Annotated in this window: 20 protein-coding genes and 1 pseudogene; 16 read left to right on the top strand and 5 right to left on the bottom strand. The window is 70.9% G+C overall.

The window, feature by feature from the left end; all coding sequences use genetic code 11:
* The first annotated feature begins 75 nt into the window (after positions 1–75).
* The 3 genes from ASG53_RS09880 to ASG53_RS09890 all read left to right on the top strand — a co-directional run bounded on the left by ASG53_RS09880 (position 76) and on the right by ASG53_RS09890 (position 4,759).
* On the top strand, positions 76–2,895 hold the full coding sequence (locus ASG53_RS09880) for a bifunctional acetate--CoA ligase family protein/GNAT family N-acetyltransferase (protein ID WP_056132200.1): 2,820 nt from the start codon (positions 76–78) through the stop codon (positions 2,893–2,895).
* A gap of 65 nt (positions 2,896–2,960) precedes the next feature.
* Positions 2,961–3,581, top strand: a complete 621-nt coding sequence (locus tag ASG53_RS09885) for a DUF5998 family protein (RefSeq protein WP_056132205.1) — start codon at positions 2,961–2,963, stop codon at positions 3,579–3,581.
* Positions 3,578–4,759, top strand: coding sequence for an alkaline phosphatase family protein (locus ASG53_RS09890; RefSeq protein WP_056132208.1), 1,182 nt, complete (start codon positions 3,578–3,580; stop codon positions 4,757–4,759). Before ASG53_RS09885 ends, ASG53_RS09890 begins: the two co-directional genes overlap by 4 nt.
* Positions 4,760–4,830: 71 nt before the next feature.
* Here the strand turns inward: ASG53_RS09890 and sepH are convergent, their stop codons facing one another.
* Positions 4,831–5,967, bottom strand: coding sequence for a septation protein SepH (gene sepH / locus ASG53_RS09895; protein ID WP_056132209.1), 1,137 nt, complete (start codon positions 5,965–5,967; stop codon positions 4,831–4,833).
* Positions 5,968–6,079: 112 nt separating this feature from the next.
* Here sepH and ASG53_RS09900 point away from each other — a divergent pair, with 112 nt between their 5' ends.
* Together ASG53_RS09900 and ASG53_RS09905 are read left to right on the top strand one after the other, a co-directional pair.
* Positions 6,080–6,937, top strand: coding sequence for an inositol monophosphatase family protein (locus ASG53_RS09900; protein WP_056132212.1), 858 nt, complete (start codon positions 6,080–6,082; stop codon positions 6,935–6,937).
* Positions 6,938–7,225: 288 nt separating this feature from the next.
* Positions 7,226–7,525 (top strand): DUF4193 domain-containing protein, encoded by a 300-nt coding sequence (locus ASG53_RS09905; protein WP_056132214.1) that lies wholly within the window; start codon positions 7,226–7,228, stop codon positions 7,523–7,525.
* A gap of 51 nt (positions 7,526–7,576) precedes the next feature.
* Here the strand turns inward: ASG53_RS09905 and ASG53_RS09910 are convergent, their stop codons facing one another.
* Complete coding sequence (locus ASG53_RS09910) at positions 7,577–8,167, bottom strand: DUF3093 domain-containing protein (protein ID WP_056132216.1); 591 nt, start codon at positions 8,165–8,167, stop codon at positions 7,577–7,579.
* 88 nt (positions 8,168–8,255) lie between these two features.
* Between ASG53_RS09910 and dut the strand changes: the two genes are divergently transcribed.
* The 4 genes and pseudogenes from dut to ASG53_RS19485 all read left to right on the top strand — a co-directional run.
* Positions 8,256–8,729 (top strand): dUTP diphosphatase, encoded by a 474-nt coding sequence (gene dut / locus ASG53_RS09915; RefSeq protein WP_082543958.1) that lies wholly within the window; start codon positions 8,256–8,258, stop codon positions 8,727–8,729.
* A gap of 131 nt (positions 8,730–8,860) precedes the next feature.
* Positions 8,861–9,610, top strand: a complete 750-nt coding sequence (locus ASG53_RS09920; RefSeq protein ID WP_056132220.1) for a DUF3710 domain-containing protein — start codon at positions 8,861–8,863, stop codon at positions 9,608–9,610.
* Complete coding sequence (locus ASG53_RS09925; protein WP_056132224.1) at positions 9,610–9,978, top strand: OB-fold nucleic acid binding domain-containing protein; 369 nt, start codon at positions 9,610–9,612, stop codon at positions 9,976–9,978. The genes ASG53_RS09920 and ASG53_RS09925 overlap by 1 nt, the downstream gene beginning before the upstream one ends.
* A gap of 181 nt (positions 9,979–10,159) precedes the next feature.
* Positions 10,160–10,729: pseudogene (locus tag ASG53_RS19485) on the top strand (DUF3159 domain-containing protein); the annotation flags it as partial.
* On the opposite strand, the gene ASG53_RS09930 reads toward ASG53_RS19485, so the two are convergent.
* Together ASG53_RS09930 and ASG53_RS09935 are read right to left on the bottom strand one after the other, a co-directional pair.
* On the bottom strand, positions 10,686–11,435 hold the full coding sequence (locus ASG53_RS09930; RefSeq protein WP_056132228.1) for a potassium channel family protein: 750 nt from the start codon (positions 11,433–11,435) through the stop codon (positions 10,686–10,688). The pseudogene ASG53_RS19485 and the gene ASG53_RS09930 sit on opposite strands and share 44 nt — an antisense overlap.
* On the bottom strand, positions 11,435–12,085 hold the full coding sequence (locus tag ASG53_RS09935; protein ID WP_056134036.1) for a potassium channel family protein: 651 nt from the start codon (positions 12,083–12,085) through the stop codon (positions 11,435–11,437). The genes ASG53_RS09930 and ASG53_RS09935 overlap by 1 nt, the downstream gene beginning before the upstream one ends.
* 206 nt (positions 12,086–12,291) lie before the next feature.
* Between ASG53_RS09935 and ASG53_RS09940 the strand changes: the two genes are divergently transcribed.
* Together ASG53_RS09940 and ASG53_RS09945 are read left to right on the top strand one after the other, a co-directional pair.
* Positions 12,292–14,301, top strand: coding sequence for an APC family permease (locus ASG53_RS09940; protein ID WP_056134039.1), 2,010 nt, complete (start codon positions 12,292–12,294; stop codon positions 14,299–14,301).
* 47 nt (positions 14,302–14,348) lie between these two features.
* Positions 14,349–15,662 (top strand): class I SAM-dependent RNA methyltransferase, encoded by a 1,314-nt coding sequence (locus ASG53_RS09945; RefSeq protein ID WP_082543959.1) that lies wholly within the window; start codon positions 14,349–14,351, stop codon positions 15,660–15,662.
* A 228-nt stretch (positions 15,663–15,890) separates the two neighbouring features.
* On the opposite strand, the gene ASG53_RS09950 is transcribed toward ASG53_RS09945, so the two are convergent.
* Positions 15,891–16,157 (bottom strand): helix-turn-helix domain-containing protein, encoded by a 267-nt coding sequence (locus tag ASG53_RS09950; RefSeq protein ID WP_056132231.1) that lies wholly within the window; start codon positions 16,155–16,157, stop codon positions 15,891–15,893.
* Between the two features lie 279 nt (positions 16,158–16,436).
* Between ASG53_RS09950 and ASG53_RS09955 the strand changes: the two genes are divergently transcribed.
* From ASG53_RS09955 to ASG53_RS09975, 5 genes are all read left to right on the top strand, one after another.
* Positions 16,437–16,994 carry a helix-turn-helix domain-containing protein gene (locus ASG53_RS09955; protein ID WP_056132233.1) on the top strand — a complete coding sequence of 186 codons (558 nt, stop codon included), beginning with the start codon at positions 16,437–16,439 and terminating at the stop codon, positions 16,992–16,994.
* A gap of 84 nt (positions 16,995–17,078) precedes the next feature.
* Entirely contained in the window at positions 17,079–17,486 is a 408-nt protein-coding gene (locus ASG53_RS09960; RefSeq protein ID WP_056132236.1) for an ImmA/IrrE family metallo-endopeptidase, read from the top strand.
* A gap of 87 nt (positions 17,487–17,573) precedes the next feature.
* Positions 17,574–19,961, top strand: a complete 2,388-nt coding sequence (locus ASG53_RS09965; RefSeq protein WP_056132239.1) for an HAD-IC family P-type ATPase — start codon at positions 17,574–17,576, stop codon at positions 19,959–19,961.
* A gap of 292 nt (positions 19,962–20,253) precedes the next feature.
* The gene (locus ASG53_RS09970) at positions 20,254–23,076 is read left to right on the top strand and encodes an aconitate hydratase (RefSeq protein WP_056132242.1); all 2,823 of its coding nucleotides are present in this window, start codon (positions 20,254–20,256) and stop codon (positions 23,074–23,076) included.
* A gap of 196 nt (positions 23,077–23,272) precedes the next feature.
* The gene (locus ASG53_RS09975) at positions 23,273–23,692 is read left to right on the top strand and encodes a DUF1801 domain-containing protein (protein ID WP_056132243.1); all 420 of its coding nucleotides are present in this window, start codon (positions 23,273–23,275) and stop codon (positions 23,690–23,692) included.
* Positions 23,693–23,705 lie beyond the last annotated feature (13 nt).

Genomic DNA, 23,705 nt, shown 5'->3' on the forward strand with positions numbered 1-23,705 from the left:
TTCTGGCCCACAGTTTCGCACGAGAGCCGGTGTGCCAGCCCCCGAGCCGCGCCCACGGGCGCATAGCCTGTACCTGTGACCACCCCACCTGACTCTTCCGCCGACGACGGCGTCGCGACAGAGGCCGGCTACCCGCAGGAGTGGGAGGCCGACGTCGTCCTCTCGGACGGGACCACCGCCCACCTGCGCCCGATCACCGCGGCCGACCGCGACGCGCTGCAGCGCTTCCACACCGCGCAGTCCGAACGGTCCACCTACATGCGGTTCTTCGCCGCGATGGAACGCCTCTCGGCCCGTGACCTCACCCGCTTCACCGTCCTGGACCACCGTGACAGGGTCGCCCTCGTCGCGGTGACCTCGGCTGCGGACGGCTCCGAGCAGATCATCGGCGTCGCCCGCTTCGACACCATCGCGCCCCGCGAGGCCGAGGTCGCCTTCAACATCGCCGACTCCCACCAGGGCCGGGGGCTCGGCTCCGCGCTGCTCGAGCACATCGCCGCCGCGGCCCGCGAGGTCGGCATCACGCACTTCACGGCGGAGGTCCTGCCGCAGAACGGCAAGATGCTCGCCGTCTTCCGAGAGGCCGGGTACGAGACCACCCAGCACGTCGACGACGGCATCGTCACCGTGAGCATCGACCTCGACCCGACCGAGCGCTCGCGGCAGGTGATGATCGACCGGGAGCACCGCGCCGAGGCCCGCAGCATGGTCGGGCTGTTCACCCCGCGCTCGATCGTCGTGGTCCCGCCTGGCGACGCCGACGCGACTAGCCTGCAGGCGCGGATGGCCGCCCGGGCGATCAGCGCCCACCTGCGCGACGGTGACGTCACCATGACCGTCGTCGGGGCGACCGACGCGCTGCGCGCCGAGATCGGCGACCCGACAGGCCTGCGCTTCGTCGACACCCTCGACGACGTCGAGGCGCCCGTCGACCTGGCGCTCGTCGTCGCGCACCCCGCCGACACGCTCGCGACCGTCCGCTCCCTCGCCCGCCTCGGAGTCCGAGGCGTCGTCGTCTCCGGCCCCGGGTATGCCGAGACCGGAGCCGAAGGGCTCGCGCTCCAGCGCGAGATCGTCCGGACCGCGCACGCCGCCGGGATGCGCGTGGTCGGCCCGGGCTCGTACGGGATGTTCGCCCGCCGGCCCGAGGGCGTCTTCAACGCCTCGCTCGCCCCTGTGCTCCCACCGGCCGGCACGGTCGGGATCTTCTGCCAGTCGGCGCCGATGGCTGTCACCGTCCTCGCGACCGTGTGGCGGCGCGGCGTGGGGGTCTCGTCCTTCGTCTCGGCCGGCAACCGGGCCGACGTGTCGGGCAACGACCTCATGCAGTTCTGGCAGGACGACGAGTCGACCGACGTCGCCGGGCTGTACCTCGAGTCGATCGGCAACCCGCGCAAGTTCTCTCGGATCGCCCGACGCCTCTCGCTCGTCAAGCCCGTCGTGGTGGTCACCGCAGGCCGCTCGGGGCACGTCGTCCCGGCCGGCCACGCCGTGCGGCCGACGCGGGCCCCGCGCCGCACCCTCGAAGAGATGTTCCGCCAGTCCGGGGTCGTCCGCGCCGAGAACACCCACCAGATGCTCGACATCATCCAGCTCTTCGCGCACCAGCCGCTGCCCTCGGGTCGACGCGTCGGGATCGTCGCCGGCTCGGCGCCGCTCTCGGCGATCGTCGCGGAGGCCGCCGGCACCGCCGGGCTCGTGGTGACCAGCCACGTCGCCGTCGTGCGGGAGGACGCGACCGAGGAGGAGAACCTCGCGGCGATCGACGCCGTCTACGCCGAGGGGGCCTGCGACGTGGTGGTCGCCGTCCACGTGCCCGTCCTCGGCGGGACCGACGCGAGGTTCTGCGCCGCCGTCGCACAGGCTGCGGCCCGCTCGGGCCGACCGACCGTCGCGAGCGTCCTCGGTCTGCACGGGCTGCTGCCCGAGCTCACCGTCGAGGTCCCGGCCGAGCGCGCCGACCAGGGGGACGTCCCCGCACCGGCGCCTGCGGCAGCCGCCGAGGGCGGGTCGGCTGCGCGCACCGTCACGGTGCCTGCGTACTCCACGCCCGAGGACGCCGTCCAGGCGCTCGGCGCCGTCGTGCGCTACGCCACGTGGCGCCACCAGGACCACGGCACCCCGCTCACCTACTCCGACGTCGACGTGGCCGGGGCCCGTGCGGTGATCGACAGGCACACCGTCGAGGGCCGACGCACGGCGCTCCCGGCCGACGAGGTCAGGGCGCTGCTCGCCTGCTACGGCATCGACGTCTGGGAGTCCGTGCCCGTCCGGGACGCCGACGAGGCCGTCGCGGCCGCGCACCAGCTCGGCTGGCCCGTCGCCCTCAAGAGCACGGCCGAGTCCTTGCGCCACCGCGCCGACCTGGGAGGTGTGCGCCTCGACATCCTCGACGAGGCCGAGCTGCGCACCGACGTGGCGCAGATGCAGTCGTCGCTCGTCGACCACGTGCCCGAGCTCCGCCACCCCGCAGCCCGTCCGCTCGAGGTCCAGCGCATGGCCCCTGCGGGGGTCGCCTGCGTCATCCGGTCGACCGAGGACGAGCTCTACGGACCCGTCGTGTCCTTCGGGCTCTCGGGCGACGCCGTCGACCTGCTCGGCGACGTCAGCTATGGCGTGCCGCCGCTCACGACGACCGACGTGGCCCACATGGTGCGCTCGGTCCGCGCGGCACCGCGCCTCTTCGGCTACAAGGGTCTGCCGCCGGCCGACGCTGCGGCGATCGAAGACCTCATCGGACGGGTCAGCGAGCTCGCCGACGATCACCCCGAGGTCCGGTCCCTCGAGCTCTACCCCGTCGTCGTCGCCGAGCGCGGGGCCGCCGTGCTCAGCGCGCGCGTCACCGTCGAGTCTGCCAACCGCAAGGACGGCCTGCGCCGGGCGCTGCCGGACTGAGCCGGGTCGGTCAGGGCGGAGCGACCCGGGCCGGGTGACCAGGGCGAGGTGACTAGGATGGTCGGGTGTCCTCGACCAGCAGCCGTGACCTCTCCGCAGACCTCCGCCGACAGCTCGACAGGGCCGGGTACTACCCCGAGCTCGTCGCCGACGTCCTCGACGTCGCCATCGCCGACGAGCCCGTCGAGGCTCACCTCGTGCATGTCGAGACGACCTTCGCGACCTCTGAGGTCCGCCGCCACGTGACGGTGCTCGTCCTCACGTCGTCGCGGCTGGTCCTCGCGCACGTCGACGACCACGCCTCCGAGGACCCCGAGGCCGGGCAGCAGGACGCCCGCTCGAGCGCCGCGGCGACGACCGAGGCCGTGCCGCTCGCCAAGATCACCTCGGTCGTCCTCACCCACATGGTCGACGCCCCCGAGAAGCACGTCTCCGGCGCTGCGCCGACCGAGCTGACCCTGGCCGTCGGCTGGGGTGCGGTCTCCCGCATCGACCTCGAGCCCGCCCAGTGCCCCGACCCGCAGTGCGAGGCAGACCACGGCCTCACAGGGTCGATGGCCAACGACGACGTGCTCGTGCGCGTGAGCGCGCAGGCTGAGGGAGTCGAGGCTGTCCGCTCGGCGGTCGCCTTCGCGAAGGCGCTCTCGGCTGCGACGGGCTACGCAGCGCACGGCGGGCGACGGTGACCGACGGGCCTGCGCCCCTCACCGCGACAGCCGAGGCCCTCGGGCTCCTCGTCCCCGACCGCACGGGCCGTTCTCTCGCGTCGGTCCTGCCGGCCGCCGCTGCGGCCCTCGGGGTCGTCGACGACGCCGGGCGCAACGCCGCCGCGCAGGCTGCTCTCGGGCTCCCGTCCGCCGAGCGTGTGTGCGTGGTGCTCGTCGACGGCCTGGGCTTCGACAACCTCAGCGAGCGCAGCGGGCACGCGCCCTTCCTCAGGTCTCTGCTGCGCGACGACGCCGTCATCACCTGCGGCTTCCCGTCCACGACCGCGGTGTCGATGGGCATCTTCGGGACGGGGTCCGGTCCCGGGCGCACGGGCATGCTCGGCTACACGGTGCGCAACCCGCACACCGGGACGCTCGCGAACCTCGTCTCGTGGGACGGCGCTCCCGAGCCCATGGACCTCCAGCGGGAGCCCACGGTCTTCGAGCAGCTCAGCTCCGCCGGAGTGCGGGTGACGTCGATCGGACCGGAGCGCTTCGCGGCGTCGGGCATGACCCGTGCGGCGCTGCGTGGGGCCAGGTACTGGAACGCCGAGAGCCTGGAGTCGCGCGTCGACGCTGCTGCCTTCGAGCTCATGACCCCCGGTCTCGTCTACCTGTACTGGGGCGACGTCGACAAGGTCGGCCACCACGAGGGCTCGGAGTCGTGGCAGTGGGGCGACGCCCTCGAGCTCGCCGACCGCGAGCTCGCTCGTCTGCAGACCGTCCTCCCGCCGGGGACCCAGGTCGTCGTGACCGCCGACCACGGGATGGTCGACGTCGACAGGGCTCGTCAGCGTGACGTCGCCCAGGTCGCAGCGCTGCACGAAGGTGTCAAGGTCGTGGCGGGGGAGCCGCGTGCCGTCCACCTGCACGCGACCAAGCGCAAGAACGCCGTGTCGCTCGCCGAGCGCTGGCGGGACGTCCTGGGCGACGACGCCCTCGTGGCGACCAAGGCCGAGGTGATCGAGGCAGGCTGGTTCGGCGAGGTCGCCGAGCACGTCGAGCCGTGGATCGGCGACGTGCTCGTCGCGGCGCGCGGCCGGGCGACCGTCGTCGACTCGAGGGTGCAGTCACCCCGGTCGATCGCCCTCGTGGGTGTGCACGGCTCGTTGACCCCGCGCGAGATGCGTGTCCCGTACCTGACCTTCACGGTCTGAGGACAGCAGACGCCGAGAGGCCCGGTCCGCACGGACCGGGCCTCTCGCCGTCCGGGGGCTCGCGCAGGTGCTCAGTCCTGCTTGCCGCCGAACACGATCTCGTCCCAGCTGGGCACCTTCGAGCGACCACGGCGGGTCGGGCGGGCTGGGGTCTTCTCCGCCGCAGGCTCGGCCTCGGGTGCCTCGGCGGGTGTCTCGGTCTCGGCTGCCTCGTCGGCGGTGCTCTCAGCGTCGTCGACAGGCATCGACAGCGGGGGGAGCGCGTAGACGCGGGCCTCCAGCAGGCCTGTCCCCGGCTCGGCCGGGTGCGCTCCGGGCACGTCGCCGACCGGCAGGTCGTCGTCGTGGTCGGCGAAGGCCGTCGCCGGGCCGAAGCCCTCGAACAGCGCCTCGTCCTCACCGAGCTCGAGCTGCTGACGGACACCACGGCGGCCCTGGAGGTCGTCGAGGATCGCGGCGGTCTGGTCCAGCTCGCTCGGCGTCTCGGGAGCCTGGGGTTCGGAGGGGCGCAGCAGCCTCGGGTCCAGGTCGACGGCGTCGAGGACCGGACGGACCGAGCCGTCGGACTCGAGGTCGTACACGGACGAGCGCACCGACGCGAGGTGGCGGCGCGGGATCGGCTCGTCGGCGATCTCGGTCTCCGAGAGCCAGCGGGCCTCGTCCTCGAGGGCGTGCAGAGAGCGTGCGGGCGGGTCGAAGGTCCAGCGGGCGAGGCGGTCCTGACCGCCGACGCTGAAGGCGACCGACACGATCCAGCCGTGGCCGTCGGGACGCGAGGCGTCCCACTCGAGCTCCGAGGTCTCGACGCCGCGGGCCGCGAGCCTGTCGGTCACGAGGTCGCCGAGGCTCGGCGAGCTGTTGTCACGGCCCACCCGGGTCGCGGCGGCCTGCTGCGCGATGAACTGGCGCTCGGCGAGCACGGGGCCCTCGTAGCGGCGCACCTGCGCGACGGTGATCCCCGACTCGGCCGCGATCTCCTCGGCGGTCAGCCCAGAACGGACCCGCGCCTGGATCTCGCGCGGGGCGAGGAATCCCTGCTCCTGCGTCTTGAGGTGCTCCAGACGCGAGCGGTCGCGTCGCACCGCTGCGCGCAAGCCGTCGGTGATCGCCAGACGGAACGTCTCGCCCCCGGGGCGCGACAGCACGAGGTGCTCCCCGTCGTCGTGCAGCCCGACGAGTCGCAGCTCACCTGCATCCTGCTCAGCCATTGGTCCTCCTGTGGCACCTGAAGGTGCCAGCGTGCCACCTCTTCACCCCGCACCCGCGCACCCGGGTCGGTGTGCCGCGGCACCAGATTGTCACGTCGGGCAGGATGAGGTCATGACCTCTCCTGCCGCTCCTGCCTCTGCTCCAGTCCCCGACGCCGCGCTCGTCAGCGAGCTGCGCCGTCTCGCCGAGCGGGTCGCTGCCGAGGCGGCCGACCTCGTCCGGACCACCAGCCCGGCCCGCGTCGAGGTCGCCGCGACCAAGTCCTCGCCCGTCGACGTCGTCACGGCGATGGACGCCGCCTCCGAGGCGCTGCTGCGCCGGCTGATCCTCGAGGCCCGCCCCGACGACGCGATCTTGGGGGAGGAAGACGGTCACGTCGCCGGGACGAGCGGGTTGACGTGGGTGGTCGACCCGATCGACGGCACCGTCAACTACCTCTACGGCATCCCGGCCTACGCGGTGTCGGTCGCGGTGGTCGCCGGGTCGGGCGACCCCGAGGAGTGGGAGGCCCTCGCCGGGTGCGTCGTGCGCGTCCCGGACGGTCGCTCGTGGTCCGCGGGGAGGGGCGAGGGCGCGACGGTCGACGGCGAGCCGATCCACGTCAACGAGCCGACAGACCTCTCGCTGAGCCTGGTCGGCACGGGCTTCGGGTACGCCTCAGAACGCCGGGCCGCCCAGGCCCAGGTGCTCACGCAGGTCCTGCCCAGGGTGCGCGACATCCGGCGGATCGGGTCTGCCGCCCTCGATCTCTGCATGGTCGCGGAGGGGCAGCTCGACCTCGTGTACGAGCGCGGGCTGAACCCGTGGGACATGGCCGCCGGTGCGCTGCTGGTGACCGAGGCGGGCGGGACCGTGTCGGGTCTGCGGGGACGTGGCGCGAGCCCGGACATGACCGTCGCCGGGCCTGGTCCGTCGGTCGACGCGCTGGTCACGCTGCTCACCGGGCTGGACGCAGACAGCGGCGCCTGACGGTGGACCGAGGGGTGTCTCCGGTGCACTAGGGTGGGCGGCTCCACCCCGCTCCGAGCGTCCGCGCCCGGGTCCGTCGCGTGCCGACGCGGGTGGAGATCTCGACGTGAGGTGCGCTGCGCCCGGAAATGATGGACAATCCCATCGCCACCCGGGAACAACCGGGCGGGCGCGAGCATTACAGCACTAGCAATCCCGGAGCACCAGCACTGAGTTGCGACACACCGAGTGACGTGCGAGTCACCTCGGCGACCACCGATACATCTGCACTGGAGTGTGAGCCCACACATGGCAACTGACTACGACGCCCCCCGCAAGACAGAGGAAGACCTCAGCGAGGACTCGCTCGAAGAGCTCAAGGCGCGTCGTTCCGACAAGAGCTCAGGCGTTGTCGACGAGGACGAGACGGAAGCGGCCGAAGGCTTCGAGCTTCCCGGTGCCGACCTCTCGGGCGAAGAGCTCTCCGTCCGGGTGCTCCCGCGCCAGGCTGACGAGTTCACCTGCGCGAGCTGCTTCCTCGTCCACCACCGCAGCCAGCTGGCCAGCGAGAAGAACGGCCAGCAGATCTGCTCGGAGTGCGCTGCCTGACACCGTCGGACTCGCACTCATGCTCGACAGGGCGGCTGCGTCTGGTCCAGGTCACCCCTGGGCCGTGACGGCAGCCGCCAGGTCGTCTGGCCTCCGGGTCGAGACGACCCAGAACGGCGTCGGGTCGGCAGGGTCGACCACGTCCGCCCGGATCGCACCACCGGTCCACGTCCGCAGGCACGCGAAGGCGCGTGCGTCCCACCCGGTCCCCATCTGCTCCCGGACCCCCTCGCGGTCGAGCGTCACGACGTCGGCCAGCAGGCTCGTCGGGATCTCGGTACCGCCAGCGCGCAGGACCCCGTCGCGGACCTCGACGACAGGGGCTGTCCACCACGCGACCGCGCAGCCGACGACCAGAGTCACGACAGCGGTGACCACGGCGGCGACAGGCCCGGCGACGGTCAGCGCGACACCGAGGACCAGCGCGAAGGCCACGATGCCGAACCACCCGGCGAGGCTGGGCAGGAGACGCTCGGAGTGCAGCACGCCCGAGGCCGGCCTGGAGCCCCCCGTCGGGCCCGACGAGGCTGCGTGCGCGGGCGGTGCTGCAGGTGCCGGCAGGCCACCTGCGGGGCTCGCGGGGGAGCGCGGGCTGCTCTCTGGGCGGTCGGCGTGGGGCTCGTGCGACGGTGCTGAGGTCATGCCTCCATCATCGCAGGCGTGCCGTGCCCGCAGTCCTCGTCCACAGGGTCGTCGTGCGCGCCTCCGCGAGCCGTTAGAGTCACCTACCGTGACTACGCAGAACCCCGAGGTCCTCATCACCCTGCTCGACGACGGCATCCCGATGCCGTCCTACGCGCACCCCGGCGACGCCGGTGCCGACCTGGTGACCCGGGTCGACGTGACGCTGGCTCCCTTCGAGAGGTCGACGGTGCCGACGGGAGTCTCGATCGCGCTGCCTGACGGCTACGCGGCCTTCGTGCACCCGAGGTCGGGGCTCGCCGCGCGGCACGGCCTGACGATCGTCAACGCGCCCGGCACCGTCGACGCGGGCTACCGCGGCGAGATCGCGGTGACGCTCTGCAACTCCGACCCGACCGAGACGCTCACGCTGTCCAGGGGCGACAGGATCGCCCAGCTCGTGGTCCAGCAGGTCGCGCGCGCCAGGTTCGTCCAGGCGGAGCGGCTGCCCGGCTCTGCGCGCGGTGCGGGCGGGTTCGGGTCGAGCGGCGGATGGTCAGGTTCACCCTCAGCACAGAAGTAGTTCACGCGCCGCGCTGCGGCATAGTCTTGTCACAAGCAGGTCACGGCGGACCAGGATCGCGCCGACCGAGAGGTCGACGTCCCGCCGTGCCACGTGCGACGCACGTGCACCCATCCGAAGGAGACGAACCAGTGGCTCTGTTCCGACGCGGCACCAAGGGGGCTGACGCGACAGCGCAGGCTCCCGGTGCCGAGACCGAATCCGCTCCGGCACAGGACGGCGCTGCGCCGACCGCCGGCGCCGACTCGACCGGACCAGAGGGGGACGGCACCGCCGACGCCGTCGGCCCCTTCGACGTCTCCGAGGTCCCCGAGCTCGGGGCCCGTGTCGACCTCGGGGCACTCCGCGTGCCTGGTGTGGCCGGCATGGAGCTGCGCATGGAGGTCGACCAGAAGACCAACCGGGTGACCGGTGCAGGTCTCGCCCTCGAGGGGTCGGCGCTCCAGGTGCAGGCCTTCGCGGCCCCGCGCACCGACGGCATCTGGGACGAGATCCGTGCAGAGATCGCCGACTCGATCGTCAAGCAGGGCGGGTCTGTCGACGACGTCCCTGGCCCCTTCGGACGAGAGCTCCTCGCACGCCTGCCCGCCCGCACCCCCGACGGACGGACCGGGCACCGTCCCGCACGCTTCATCGGGCACGACGGCCCGCGCTGGTTCCTCCGTGGTGTCATCAGCGGCAAGGCGGCGGTCGACGTCGAGGAGGCCAAGACGCTCGAGGGGCTGTTCCGGCAGATCGTCGTGGTCCGTGGGGATGACGCACGCCCGCCGCGCGACCTCCTCTCGCTCACGCTGCCCGGCAAGCGCCAGCCCGAGACGCCCGTCGCCCCGCCGACCTTCGACCCGTTGAACCGCGGTCCCGAGATCACCGAGATCCGCTGATGAGCCTGCGCACGGCGCTGCACTCTGTGCTCGCCTCCCAGGAAGAGATCGCGGCTGTCGAAGAGCGGACCGACTCGTCCGCGCAGGTCGGCTGCATCGCCGCCGCGACGGCGGGCAACCGCGTCCAGGTCGAGCTCTCCGGAGTCATCCGCTCGGTCGTCCTGCGCCCGCGCGACGGTGTCCCCGCGCTTGAGGCCGAGCTGTACGACGGGTCGGCCTCGATCGACCTCGTGTGGCTGGGACGCCGCCGCATCGCGGGGATCGAACCCGGTCGGCGTGCGCGCGTGTCTGGGCTGGTCTGCCAGATGGGTGACCGGGCGACCATCTACAACCCGCGCTACGAGCTCCGGGCCCGACCCGGTGAGTGACGGCGCGGGCCGCGCAGGAGACCCGGGCCAGGTCCCGCCGCCGGTCACCTCCCAGGCGGGGGCCGGGGACAGCTCTGGAGCCCCTGGCGCGGCGACCGCAGGAGCCGGTGTCCGCGCCCTCGCCTCAGACGACTTCTCGATGGTCGACTCGGTCGGCGGCATCCGCGGGGTCGTCGAGGCGATGGCCCCAGGGCTCGTCTTCGTGGTGCTCTACGTCGCGACCCGCGAGCTCATGCCGCCGCTCGTCGCGTCGCTGGCCGTCGCCGTGGCAGCCGTCGTCGCGCGGCTGGTCCAGCGCACGCCGGTGACCCAGGCCTTCGGGGGCCTCTTCGGTGTCGCGATCGGCGTGTTCTGGGCCTGGAGGTCCGGCGACGCCACCCAGTACTTCGCCTACGGCCTGTGGACCAACGGCGCGTACCTGGCCGTCATGCTGATCTCGGTCGCCGTGTCGTGGCCGATCGTCGGTGTGGTCGTCGAGGCGCTCCGTGGTGGGTTCGGTGCGACGTCTCAACCGTCTCGTCAGCCTGGCCCGGTGACGGAGCAGGCTGATCAGACGCACGACGAGCCTGTCGAGGCCACCGCCCCCGCACCCGTCTTCTCGACGGCGTGGCGCAGGGACCCTGCGCTCCTGCGCCGGTACACCCTCGCGACGTGGCTCTGGATCGGCATGTTCGCCCTGCGTCTCGCGGTCCAGATCCCGCTGTACTTCAGCTCGTCGGTGGGATGGCTGGGGACTGCTCGGCTGGTGATGGGCGTCCCGCTGTGGGCGCTGGTCCTGTGGGGGACGTGGTTGCTGGTCCGCCGACCAGCAGCGCCTGCAGCTCGGTGAGCGTCGACTCCTGACCCGTGACGATCAGCAGCTCGTCGCCAGCCTCGAGGGTGTCGTCGGCCGTCGGCGCGATCGGGAGCGTGCCCCGCACGATCGCCGCGAGCACGGTGTCCTTGGGCCACGTGATGTCGCCGAGGCGCTGACCGGCCAGGACCGAGTCCGCCGGCAGGGTGATCTCGAGGATGTCCGCGCCGGACTGGTGGAAGGTGAAGATCTTCACGAGGTCGCCGACCGACACGGCCTCCTCGACCATCGCGGTCATGATCCGCGGGGTCGAGACGGCGACGTCCACGCCCCACGACTCGTCGAACATCCACTCGTTCTTGGGGTTGTTCACGCGAGCGACCGTGCGCGGCACGCCGAACTCGGTCTTGGCGAGCAACGAGATGACCAGGTTGGCCTTGTCGTCGCCTGTCGCCGCGACGATGACGTCGCACTCGTCCACCTTGGCCTCGGTGAGCGTCGGCAGCTCGCAGGCGTCGGCGAGCAGCCACTCGGCCTCGGGCACCTGGGCGACACGCATCGACGTCGGCTGGTGGTCGATGATCGTCACGTCGTGGTCGTTGGCGATGAGCTCTCGGGCGATCGACCGACCGACAGATCCTGCTCCGGCGATGACGACGCGCATCAGACCTCTACCTTCGGGGCGTGGGTGAGGATGCGCTCCATCGTGGTCGACGCATCGGTGTGGACCAGGACGTGCAAGATGTCGTTCTCCTGCAGCACGGTCTCGGGCTGGACGATCACGCCGTCGCCGTAGCGCGTGACGAAGGCCGACTTCGCGCCGCTGGCCTCGTCGATCGCGCGGATCGAGCGGCCGTACCAGCCGGGGTGCACGTCGACCTGGGCGAGGCGGATCTGACCGGAGGGGTCTCGGTACTCGTCGGTGGCTCCCATGGGGAGCATCCGGCGGAGCATCTGGTCGGCGGTCCAGCGGACCGTCGCGACCGTCGAGATCCCCAGGCGCTGGTAGATCTCGGCCCTGTGGGGGTCGTAGATCCGGGCGACGACGTTCTCGATCCCGTAGGTCTCACGGACCACGCGGGCCGCGAGGATGTTCGAGTTGTCGCCGTCCGAGACGGCCGCAAATCCGTAGGTGTCGTCGATCCCCGCCTGGTGGAGGGTGTCGCGGTCGAAGCCGAGACCGGTCACCTTCTTCCCACCGAAGTCGGGGCTCAACCGACGGAACGCGTCAGCGTTCTGGTCGATGACCGCGACGGAGTGACCGTTGTTCTCGAGCGACTGGGCCAGAGTGGCGCCGACGCGCCCACATCCCATGATGACGAAGTGCACAAGCCGGAACGCTACTCCAGGTTCACGCCCGTGGGTACCTGCGACGGGCCTGCCACGGCCGTGCGACGGGCCAGCAGCCCGCCTCTGTGACCGGCTGCGGAGCCGCGGGCGACTCCCTGACGGGACTGCTGACCAGACCGTGACCGCAGATCCGTCCCCAGACCGCCAAAACGGGCCTAGCATTGCTCAACGTGTCGGACATTGCTGATGCCGCCAAGCGGCTCCTCCTCGGACGTCCAGTCCGCAGCGAACACCTGGGGCATACCCTCCTGCCGAAGCGCATCGCGCTGCCGGTCTTCGCCTCGGACGCGCTCTCGTCCGTCGCCTACGCCCCCGACGAGATCCTGCTGACCCTCGCGGTCGCCGGGTTCACCGCCACGACGATCTCCCCGTGGGTCGGCCTCGCCGTCGTCCTCGTGCTGATCACCGTCGTCGCCTCGTACAGGCAGAACGTGCACGCCTACCCCTCGGGCGGCGGTGACTACGAGGTCGCGACCGAGAACCTCGGCCCGAGCGCCGGTGTCGGCGTCGCGAGCGCGCTCATGGTCGACTACGTCCTCACCGTCGCTGTGTCGATCTCCTCCGGCGCGCAGTACGCGGCGAGCGCGATCCCAGCGCTGCGGGACCACGAAGCCACCTTCGCGATCGTGCTCGTCGCGCTGCTGACGCTCGTGAACCTGCGAGGGGTCAAGGAGTCCGGGCGGTTCTTCGCGATCCCCGTGTACCTCTTCATGTTCGCGATCGGGGTCACCGCCGTCGTCGGGTTCTTGCGGCACCTGACCGGCAACCTGCCGATGGCAGAGAGCGCGACCTTCGAGCTCGTCGCCCAGCCTGGCTTCGACGAGGGGCTGACAGGTCTGGCCGGAGCCTTCCTCATCGCGCGGGCCTTCGCCTCGGGCTGCGCAGCCCTGACGGGTGTCGAGGCCATCAGCAACGGTGTCCCGGCCTTCCAGAAGCCCAAGTCCAAGAACGCGGCGACGACCCTCGCGCTCCTCGGTGGCATCTCGGCCCTGATGATCCTCGTCATCCTCTTCCTCGCGAAGCTCACAGGTGTGCACTATGCGGAGAACCCTCACGAGCAGCTGACCTCCGGTGGGCAGGCCCTCCCGGTCGACTACGTGCAGCACCCGGTGATCGGCCAGCTCGCCGAGGCCGTGTTCCAGGGAGTGCCAGTGGCCTTCTACATCGTCTCGGCGGTGACAGGGCTCATCCTCGTGCTCGCGGCGAACACGGCCTTCAACGGCTTCCCGGTGCTCGGATCCATCCTCGCCAAGGACGGCTACCTCCCGCGCCAGCTCCACACCCGCGGTGACAGGCTCGCCTTCTCCAACGGCATCCTCACCCTGGCGGCCGGGGCGATCATCCTCATCTGGGCCTTCGACGCCGAGGTCACCCGCCTGATCCAGCTGTACATCGTGGGTGTCTTCGTCTCCTTCACGCTGTCTCAGCTGGGCATGGTCCGGCACTGGACCGACAAGCTGCGGACCGAGACAGACCCGAAGGTGCGGTCGCAGATGACGCGCTCGAGGATCGTCAACTCGATCGGTTTCGCGATGACCGGGACCGTGCTGGTCATCGTGCTGCTCACCAAGTTCACGCACGGCGCGTGGATCGCGCTGCTCGCGATGGCTGCTGTGTTCGTGCTGATGAAGTCGATCCGCAAGCACTACGACTCGGTGTCTGAGGAGATCGAGCTCGGCGAGGACCCGTCGTCCTCTCGGGCGCTGCCGAGCCGGGTGCACGCGATCGTGCTCGTGTCCAAGCTGCACAAGCCGACGATGCGGGCGATCGCCTACGCCCGCGCGTCGCGGCCCAACACGCTCGAGGCGCTCACCGTGGGCGTCGACGCCGAGGACGTCGAGCGCCTCACAGCCCAGTGGGAGAGCCTGGACATCCCCGTCCCGCTGCGGGTCCTCGACTCCCCGTTCCGTGAGATCACCCGGCCGATCCTCGGGTACGTCCGGTCGGTGCGTCGCGAGAGCCCCCGTGACCTCGTCGTGGTGTACATCCCCGAGTACGTGGTCGGGCACTGGTGGGAGCAGCTGCTCCACAACCAGAGCGCGCTGCGGCTCAAGGGGCGTCTGCTCTTCACCCCCGGTGTGGTCGTGGCCTCGGTCCCGTGGCAGCTCTCGTCGAGCCAGGGGCAGACGGGCCTGGAGGGCACCGGGTACGCCGCGAAGAAGCGCAGGGTCGGCTACTAGGTCGACGTCTGGTGGGACGCGGGCCAGACGCCTGGGATACTTGTCGGGTGCCTACCACCCCTGAGTCATCCGAAGCCCTGAACGACGCCGCCGACACCCCTGAGACCGCTCCGCTGGTCGAGCTCGAGATCGGCCGCATCGCCCACGGTGGGCACTGCGTCGCGCGGTACGACGGTCGGGTCGTCTTCGTGCGGCACACGCTGCCCGGTGAGACCGTCCGCGCGCGCCTCACCGACTCGGGGGAGACCTCGAAGTTCTGGCGCGCGGACGCCGTCGAGATCCTCGTCGCCTCCCCGGACCGGGTCCGGTCGGCCTGGCCGCAGGCCGGGGCCGACGGCGTCGGCGGCGGAGAGCTCGCGCACGTCTCCCTCGAGGCGCAGCGCCGCTGGAAGGCCGGGGTCGTCGAAGAGCAGCTGCAGCGCCTCGCGAAGATCGAGCGCACCGTGGTCGTCGAGCCCGCCCCGGGCGACGACGAGCGCGGCGGCCTCGGATGGCGTACCCGCATCGACCTCGTCGCCGACGCGGACGGCCGCGCCGGCATGCGCCAGTTCCGGTCGCACGACGTGCTCCCGCTGAGCACCATGCCCCTGGCCACCCCGGAGGTCCTTGCTGCCGCCGATGCCGAGAAGATCTTCGCGAAGCGCTGGACCCCCGGCGCCGAGATCGAGGTCGTGGCCCCGGCCGACGGCTCAGACCCGATCGTGCTGCTCGACGGGCAGGTCCTGCGCAACGGCCACCTCGACACCCGTCCGAACGTGCGCCGCTCGGTCACCGAGACGGTGACCGTCGACGGCGAGGCCTTCACGTACAAGGTCGCCGCCGACGGGTTCTGGCAGGTCCACCGCGAGGCCCCCTCGCTCCTCGCGCAGGTGGTGCTCGACGCTGCCCGCGGGGGAGCGGACGGCGACCTCACCGACGCCACGGTCGTCGACCTCTACTCAGGGGCCGGGCTGTTCACGGTCCCGCTCGCCAAGGCCGTCGGGCCTGTCGGACGCGTCGTCGCTGTCGAGGGTGACGAGCGCGCCGTGAAGGACGCGCGCCGCAACGCTCACGCCTACGAGCAGGTCGAGCTGCACGTCGGCCAGGTCGACACGGTGCTGCGGACCGCCGGGCACGGCGCGATCGCCGGGGCCGACGTCGTCGTCCTCGACCCGCCGCGCACAGGTGCGGGAGCCAAGACCGTCGCGCAGATCGTGGCGCTCTCGCCGAGCCGCATCGTGTACGTCGCGTGCGACCCAGCGGCGCTCGCCCGTGACATCGCGTACCTCGCGAAGGACGGCTACGAGCTCGAGAGCGTCCGCGCCTTCGACCTCTTCCCGATGACGCACCACGTGGAGTGCGTGGCTGTCCTGACGCGCTGATCCCTCAGCCCGCCGAGCGCGCCGGGTCGACGAGCGCCCGATCGCTCAGCGCGCCGGGCTGACGATCGCCAGGCTGCTGAGAGCGCAGAGTCATCAGCGCTCTCCCTGAGCAGTGCCGTGAAGCCACCTGAGGCACCGGTCGACCGCACGCAGCGGACGACCGGTGCCTCAGATGGTGGTGCACCGCCGGGAGGGCAGGGGTTCCTCGCCGGCGGCAGATTGGTGGTGTCACACAGGTGGACGTGTTCCTACGGGTCGGACATGGGTCACGTTCCGCTCCACGGCGCGCTCGGACACCGTGAAGAGCGTGCCGCTGCGGACACGGACGGCCTCCTCGATGCGTTCGGCGACATCGGGGCGGCAGCTGCGCTTCTCTCCCGTCAGCAGCATGTGGATGAACTGACGTGAGCACCCTGCGCGGCGTCCCAGACGAGCCTGGTTGATGCCGGCGAGCATCATGTAGGCCTTGAGGAGCCTCGGGTCACGCAGCCTCATCGCCGTCCTCTCTCTGCGGTCTGTGATGTTTCTATGCTTGCGTCTGTTTTGACCCGAGTCAACCCTTTGGCGACTGTCCATTCCGTTCGGGTTGACGGGGCCTTGCGCCCGATGAGCGCCACGCGGGTGATTGTCCCTTCCCGCACGGTCCATCCTGGTTGACATATCTTTGTGCCGCAGGCGCGGCACCCGCTCGCCCTGATCTCCCGCGACACGCGACGGCTCTCCTCGGATCTCCGGGACCGGCCGGTGTGCGTCGCCGACGAAGGGCAAAGATCGATGCACGCACTCCAGAGACTCCTGCGGGACGGTCTCGAACGCAGAGGGTGGAACCAGTCAGACCTGGCGCGTGAGTCGGGTCTGTCCAAGCAGGTCGTGTCGAAGCTCTTGCGCGAGGGCAGGGCCCCGATCGCGCGGCTCTTGAGGGACACGACCGTCGAAGGGCTCGCCAGGGCCCTCCAGGTCCACGTCGGGGTCGTCCGGGCGGCGATCGCCGAGGAGATGGGTCTGCCCGGCGGCGAGGTCCAGGTGGTGTACGACGCCCGTGGGGTGGCCGACGACGAGCTCATCCGTGAGCTGACGCGCAGGCTCAGGGCTGCTTCGGCAGCACGGTCCGCCGAGGACGGCGGTCCGCGGCTCTCGCTCGTCCTCGCAGACCCTGTCGGCACGGGCATCGAGCCCGAGGGCTCGGACGCCCTGACCTCGACGTCCGAGACCGGGACGTGGGCGGCGAGGACAGGTGAGCCGGACCAGTCACCGGGTCTGGTCGACGGCAGCGCGGACCAGCCGCCTGGCGACGGCGTGCAGGACGACCCGGAGAGCCCGGTCCTCGTGTGACGGAGCATCGTGCCGGAGACCCCTGGGGGACCCGGGGCTGTGGACGACGGTCCTGGAGCCGCAGGCCCACGTAGCGTCGCACCTGTGTTCAACCCGTGGCGGCGCCTGCGTGAGCTCGACCATGTCGAGCTCCGGTGGGTCGTCGTGCCCGGTGTCCTCGGCGCCACGGACGGGGTCCGGGCGATCCAGCTCCACCCGCACCAGTCCCAGGCCCAACGGCGTTCGACCCTCGCGCACGAGCTCGCCCACCTCGAGCTGCGTCACGGTCCAGGCTGCACGGAGCGCGAGGAGAGAGAGGCCGGTGCCCTGGCCGCGCGGTGGCTCGTCTCTCTCGACGACCTCGTGCAGGCAGCACGCTGGGCGAGGTCGTGGGGGGAGCTCGCCGACGAGCTGTGGGTGGACGTCGAGACCGTGCGGATCCGGCTCGCCACCCTCGTGGACTCCGAGCGCGAAGAGCTCCTGCGGGCCCGCGGTGAGGAAGAGCTGCCGTGAGCAGGTCACGGGCTGGGCGGCTCCAGGTCGACGGTCAGGGTGCCCAGGTATGGTGATGCCCCACACCTTCACGCAGGGAGAACGCCAGTGCACGGACTGACGTCCGAAGAGGTCGCCGACCGGAGGTCGCAGGGCCTCGTCAACACGGTCGACACGACCACCTCTCGCTCCTTCGTCGACATCCTCCGCGAGAACGTCTTCACGCTCTTCAACGGCATCCTCCTGGTCGCGCTCGTGCTCGTGCTGCTCACAGGGCGGTGGGCGGACGCGCTGTTCGGCTTCGTCATCGTCATCAACGCCGCGATCGGCATCGTCACGGAGTACCGCGCCAAGCGGACCCTGGACAACCTGGCGATCCTCGACGCGCCCTTCGCGCGGGTGCTCCGCGACGGTGCTGAGCAGCAGGTGCGTCTCGAGGAGATCGTCCAGGACGACGTGGTGCACCTCGGCACCGGGGACCAGGTGCCGGCCGACGGCACCGTGCTGAGCTCGGCCGGCCTCGAGATCGACGAGTCGATGCTCACGGGCGAGTCTCGGTCGGTCCACAAGGCCGTCGACGACGAGGTGCTCTCAGGGTCCTCCGTCGTGGCGGGGAGCGCGGCCTTCCGTGTGACGCGCGTGGGGATCGACGGCTATGCCAACAAGATCACCGCGGTGGCCAAGCAGTACTCGACAGTCCAGTCCGACCTGCGCGACGGGGTCAACAAGGTCTTGCGGGTGGTGTCGTTCGCGATCGTCCCGATCGCCCTGCTCCTCGCGTGGAGCCAGCTCCGTGCGACGGGCGGCTGGGACACCGCCTTCGAGGACGGGCACTGGAAGGACGCCGTCGTCGCGGCCGTCGCAGGCGTTGTCGGCATGATCCCCGAGGGGCTCGTGCTCCTCACCTCTCTCAACTTCGCGCTCGCCGCGATGATCCTCGCCCGGCAGAAGGTCCTCGTGCAGGAGCTTGCCGCCGTCGAGATCCTCGCTCGTGTCGACGTGCTCTGCCTGGACAAGACCGGCACGATCACCGACGGCACAGTCTCGCTCACCAGCCTCGAGACGCTCGCCGAGCTGCCCGGGGCCCTCGAGGCGCTCGCCGCGATCGCGACAGACCGCGAGGGCAACGCCACGTCGAAGGCGATCGCCGCGGGGGTCGCCGCCGTCGTCCCCGCCCAGGTCCTCGCCGCCGTGCCCTTCTCCTCGGCCCGCAAGTGGAGCGCGCTCGAGACCGCCGACGGCGTCTGGGTCATGGGCGCTCCTGAGCTCCTGCTCGGACGACGCGACGACGACGGCGCTGCCCGCGCCCGGACCGTCGTGGCCCGGGAGGCCGGGACGGGCGCGCGCGTGGTCCTGCTCGCCCGCACCGACGAGCCGCTCCCGGCTCCCGACGGCGACCTGCCCGGCGACCTGCAACCTGCTGTCGTCGCCGTGCTGGGGGAGCGGGTGCGACCTGACGCCGCGCAGACCCTCGCCTACTTCCGCGAGCAGGGTGTGCGGACCACGATCATCTCGGGTGACAACCCCGAGACCGTGGCCGCGATCGCGACCCGGGTCGGCCTGCGCGGCGAGGGCGTGGTGGTCGACGGCTTCGACGCCAGGGACCTCCCCGTCGACGACCCGGCGGCGCTCGCTCAGGTCGCCCGCGACTACGACGTCTTCGGCCGGGTGTCGCCCGAGCAGAAGCGGGACCTGGTCCACGCCCTCCAGTCCGACGGGCACGTCGTCGCGATGACAGGCGACGGCGTCAACGACGCCCTCGCGCTCAAGGACGCCGACCTCGGCATCGCGATGGGCAACGGCGCCGGGGCGAGCAAGGCCGTCGCCCGCATCGTGCTCGTCGACGGAGCGTTCTCGACCCTGCCCGGCGTCCTCGGCCAGGGGCGCCGGATCATGGCGAACATGGAGCGCGTCGCGACGCTGTTCCTCTCCAAGACGACGTACGCCGCGCTGCTCGCCGTGGTCGTCGTGCTGCTCTCCTGGGACTACCCGTTCTTGCCGCGCCACATGACGATCATCGGCGCGCTGACCATCGGCATCCCAGCCTTCCTGCTGTCCCTGCCGCCGAACAACCAGCGCTTCGTCGCCGGCTTCCTCAGGCGGTGCCTGTCCTTCGCCATGCCTGTGGGGATCGTCGTCGGCTCGCTCGTCCTGGGCATCTACGCCTTCGTCTGGGACGCCGACTCCCTGGTCCAGGGGCGCACGGCCGTGTTCATCGTCCTCGTCTCGGTCGGCCTGTGGGTCGTGGGTGTGCTCGCGCGCCCCTGGCAGGCGTGGAAGGTCGCCATGATCGTCCTGCTGGCGGGTGCCGCCGTCGGGGTGCTCCTCGTCGAGCCCGTGCGCGAGCTCGTCAGCCTCGAGTACCCGAGCCGCGAGTCCGCGCCGTGGATCGCGGCGACAGCGGTCCTCGGGTGCCTCGCCGTCGAGGCGATCCACAGGTGGTTCACGCCGTGGCTCGTCGGTCGCGCCCGCACGCCCGAGACGCTGGTCGTCTAGACCGCTACGCCTGCGCGCTCGGCCTAGACGACGCGCTCCGGCGGTCGCCCGCGGAGGGCGGCCGTCGCCGCGGCTGACGAGGCCGCGCACCGGAGAGACTCGCACCCGCATATATCTTGACGTCAAGATACATGCGGTATGCTTGTCCCGGATTCGACGACAGCGCCTCGAGCGGCTCGTCGAGCACTGCCCGGCTACGCTGGGCGAAGCCCCCAAGTACCAGGTGCACCACCGGGCGGACGTCTCGCCGACTCCCTCGCGCACCTGTCTCGCCGAAGATGAAGGAGCCTACGTGAGCAGCGTGGACACGTTCGGGTCGAAGGGAACTCTCGAGGTCGATGGCACCTCGTACGAGATCTTCCGGCTCTCCGCAGTTGAAGGGACGGACAAGCTTCCGTTCAGCCTCAAGGTTCTCGCCGAGAACCTCCTCCGCACCGAAGACGGCGCGAACATCACCGCTGACCACGTCAACGCCCTGGCCTCCTGGGACCCCGACGCGCAGCCGGACACCGAGATCCAGTTCACCCCTGCGCGCGTGATCATGCAGGACTTCACGGGTGTGCCCTGCGTCGTCGACCTCGCCACCATGCGCGAGGCCGTCGCCGACCTCGGCGGCGACCCGGAGCGTGTGAACCCGCTCGCACCTGCCGAGCTCGTCATCGACCACTCGGTCCAGATCGACGTCGCCGGTCGCGCCGACGCCTTCGAGCGCAACGTCGAGCTCGAGTACGAGCGCAACCGTGAGCGCTACCAGTTCCTGCGCTGGGGCCAGACGGCCTTCGACGACTTCAAGGTCGTCCCTCCGGGCACCGGGATCGTCCACCAGGTCAACATCGAGTACCTGGCCCGCACCATCATGACCCGCGAGGTCGACGGGGTCCTGCGCGCCTACCCCGACACCTGCGTCGGCACCGACTCGCACACGACGATGGTCAACGGCCTCGGCGTGCTCGGCTGGGGCGTCGGTGGCATCGAGGCCGAGGCCGCGATGCTCGGTCAGCCCGTCTCGATGCTCATCCCGCGCGTCGTGGGCTTCAAGCTCACGGGCGAGATCCCCGCAGCCGTCACCGCGACCGACGTCGTCCTGACGATCACGCAGCAGCTGCGCGAGCATGGTGTCGTCGGCAAGTTCGTCGAGTTCTACGGAGAAGGTGTCGCGGCCGTGCCGCTCGCCAACCGTGCGACCATCGGCAACATGAGCCCCGAGTTCGGCTCGACCGCGGCGATCTTCCCGATCGACGGCGTCACGCTCGACTACCTGCGCCTCACCGGACGCTCCGCAGAGCAGCTCGCTCTCGTCGAGGCGTACGCCAAGGAGCAGGGCATGTGGCTCGACCCCTCGGCCGAGTCCTACATCGAGCCGAAGTTCTCCGAGTACCTCGAGCTCGACCTCTCCACGGTCGTCCCGAGCATCGCCGGGCCCAAGCGTCCGCAGGACCGGATCGAGCTCACCGACGCGAAGAGCTCTTTCGCGACGTCGATCCTCGACTACGTTGACGCCGCCGCTGCAGCCCCGTTCACGGGCCTCGACGAGTCGGTCGACGAGACCTTCCCGGCCTCTGACCCCATCGCCGCGGGTGAGCACCACGACGCGAGCGACGCGCCCGACCACGTCCCGAACGGTGACTCGTCCAAGCGCCCGCACAAGCGTGTGCCCCTGACGCTCGCCGACGGCACGGAGACCGAGCTGGACCACGGCAAGGTCGTCATCGCCTCGATCACGTCGTGCACCAACACCTCGAACCCCTCGGTCATGCTCGCCGCGGCGCTCCTGGCCAAGAAGGCTGTCGAGAAGGGCCTCGTGGCCCAGCCGTGGGTCAAGACGTCGATGGCCCCCGGGTCCAAGGTCGTCACCGACTACTACGAGAAGGCGGGCCTGTGGCCCTACCTCGAGAAGCTCGGCTTCCACCTCGTCGGCTACGGCTGCGCGACCTGCATCGGCAACTCCGGTCCGCTGCCCGAAGAGGTCTCCGCCGCGGTCAACGAGCACGACCTGTCGGTCGTCTCGGTGCTCTCGGGCAACCGCAACTTCGAGGGTCGCATCAACCCCGACGTGAAGATGAACTACCTCGCGTCGCCGCCGCTGGTCATCGCCTACGCCCTCGCGGGCACGATGGACTTCGACTTCGTCGCCGAGCCCCTCGGCCAGGACCAGGACGGCGCGGACGTGTTCCTCGCCGACATCTGGCCCTCGGCCGACGAGGTGCAGCGGACGATCGACACGTCGATCAACCGCGAGATGTTCACGACCGACTACGCGGACGTCTTCGCCGGTGACGAGCGCTGGCGCGCCCTGCCCACCCCCGAGGGCAACACCTTCGCGTGGGACTCCGAGTCGACGTACGTGCGCAAGCCCCCGTACTTCGACGGCATGTCGATGACCCCCGACCCTGTCACCGACATCTCCGGTGCTCGTGTCCTCGCCAAGCTCGGCGACTCGGTCACGACCGACCACATCAGCCCTGCTGGTGCGATCAAGCCGGGCACCCCGGCCGCGGAGTACCTCGCGGGCAACGGTGTCGAGCGTCGTGACTTCAACTCCTACGGCTCGCGCCGCGGGAACCACGAGGTGATGATCCGCGGGACCTTCGCGAACATCCGCCTGCGCAACCAGCTCCTGGAGAACGTCGAGGGTGGCTACACCTTCAACTTCGTCACGGGCCAGCAGTCGTTCATCTACGACGCCGCGCAGGACTACGCCGCGCAGGGCACCCCGCTCGTCATCCTCGGTGGCAAGGAGTACGGCTCCGGCTCGTCGCGCGACTGGGCTGCCAAGGGCACGGCGCTCCTCGGCGTCAAGGCTGTCATCACCGAGAGCTTCGAGCGGATCCACCGCTCGAACCTCATCGGCATGGGCGTCCTGCCGCTGCAGTTCCCGGCTGGGGAGAACGCCGAGTCCCTCGGGCTCGACGGCACGGAGACCTTCGACATCTCGGGTGTCACCGTCCTCAACGACGGCTCGACCCCGTCGACCGTCAAGGTCGCCGCGACGAAGACCGACGGCACGCTCGTCGAGTTCGACGCCGTGGTGCGCATCGACACCCCGGGCGAGGCGGACTACTACCGCAACGGCGGGATCCTGCAGTACGTGCTCCGGTCGCTCGTCCAGAAGTGACCTGACACCAGCGGTACCAGAGCGGGGCGTCCATCCTTCACCGGGTGGGCGCCCCGCTGTGCGTCCCTGCAGTGCCCGCTCAGGCGCCCTCGTCGTGCTGCGACGGGGCAGTGCTCAGCTCTGGTGCGGCCGAGAGCGGTGGGGGACAGGTCGGCTCGGGCTGTCGCCCGGGCTCCTGGGACGGCACACTGGGGCGATGGCCTCATCTGCGGTGACGGTGGAGAACGACGGCTCGGTGACCGAGTTCCTCGACGGGGTGACGCACCCGGTCCGCAGACGCGACGCGTTCACCGTGCTCGCGCTCATGGAGCGTGTCACCGGTGAGCCCGCGCGGATGTGGGGGACCAGCATCGTGGGCTTCGGGAGCTACCACTTCGTCTACGCCACCGGCCGTGAGGGCGACTGGTTGGCCCTGGGCTTCTCCCCGCGCAAGGCGGCGACCACGGTCTACCTCATGGACGGCTTCGAGGACCGCGGTGACATGCTCGCCCGCCTCGGGCCGCACACCCTCGGCAGCTCCTGCCTGTACCTCAAGGACCTCACGACGATCGACCTCGACGTCCTCGAAGAGCTGGCTCGCACGTCGTACGCGGCGGTCGTCGGCCGAGAAGGGTAGCCGGAGCGGCCTC

The organism is Sanguibacter sp. Leaf3, from assembly GCF_001425965.1.
Classification (GTDB): domain Bacteria; phylum Actinomycetota; class Actinomycetes; order Actinomycetales; family Cellulomonadaceae; genus Sanguibacter; species Sanguibacter inulinus.

Excerpts from the sequence above, each read along its gene's own strand:
- sepH (WP_056132209.1), bottom strand. The coding sequence starts at position 5,967 with ATGGCTGAGCAGGATGCAGGTGAGCTGCGACTCGTCGGGCTGCACGAC.
- ASG53_RS09900 (WP_056132212.1), top strand. The coding sequence starts at position 6,080 with ATGACCTCTCCTGCCGCTCCTGCCTCTGCTCCAGTCCCCGACGCCGCG.
- ASG53_RS09905 (WP_056132214.1), top strand. The coding sequence starts at position 7,226 with ATGGCAACTGACTACGACGCCCCCCGCAAGACAGAGGAAGACCTCAGC.
- ASG53_RS09910 (WP_056132216.1), bottom strand. The coding sequence starts at position 8,167 with ATGACCTCAGCACCGTCGCACGAGCCCCACGCCGACCGCCCAGAGAGC.
- ASG53_RS09925 (WP_056132224.1), top strand. The coding sequence starts at position 9,610 with ATGAGCCTGCGCACGGCGCTGCACTCTGTGCTCGCCTCCCAGGAAGAG.
- ASG53_RS09930 (WP_056132228.1), bottom strand. The coding sequence starts at position 11,435 with ATGCGCGTCGTCATCGCCGGAGCAGGATCTGTCGGTCGGTCGATCGCC.
- ASG53_RS09935 (WP_056134036.1), bottom strand. The coding sequence starts at position 12,085 with ATGGGATGTGGGCGCGTCGGCGCCACTCTGGCCCAGTCGCTCGAGAAC.
- ASG53_RS09950 (WP_056132231.1), bottom strand. The coding sequence starts at position 16,157 with ATGAGGCTGCGTGACCCGAGGCTCCTCAAGGCCTACATGATGCTCGCC.
- ASG53_RS09955 (WP_056132233.1), top strand. The coding sequence starts at position 16,437 with ATGCACGCACTCCAGAGACTCCTGCGGGACGGTCTCGAACGCAGAGGG.
- ASG53_RS09975 (WP_056132243.1), top strand. The coding sequence starts at position 23,273 with ATGGCCTCATCTGCGGTGACGGTGGAGAACGACGGCTCGGTGACCGAG.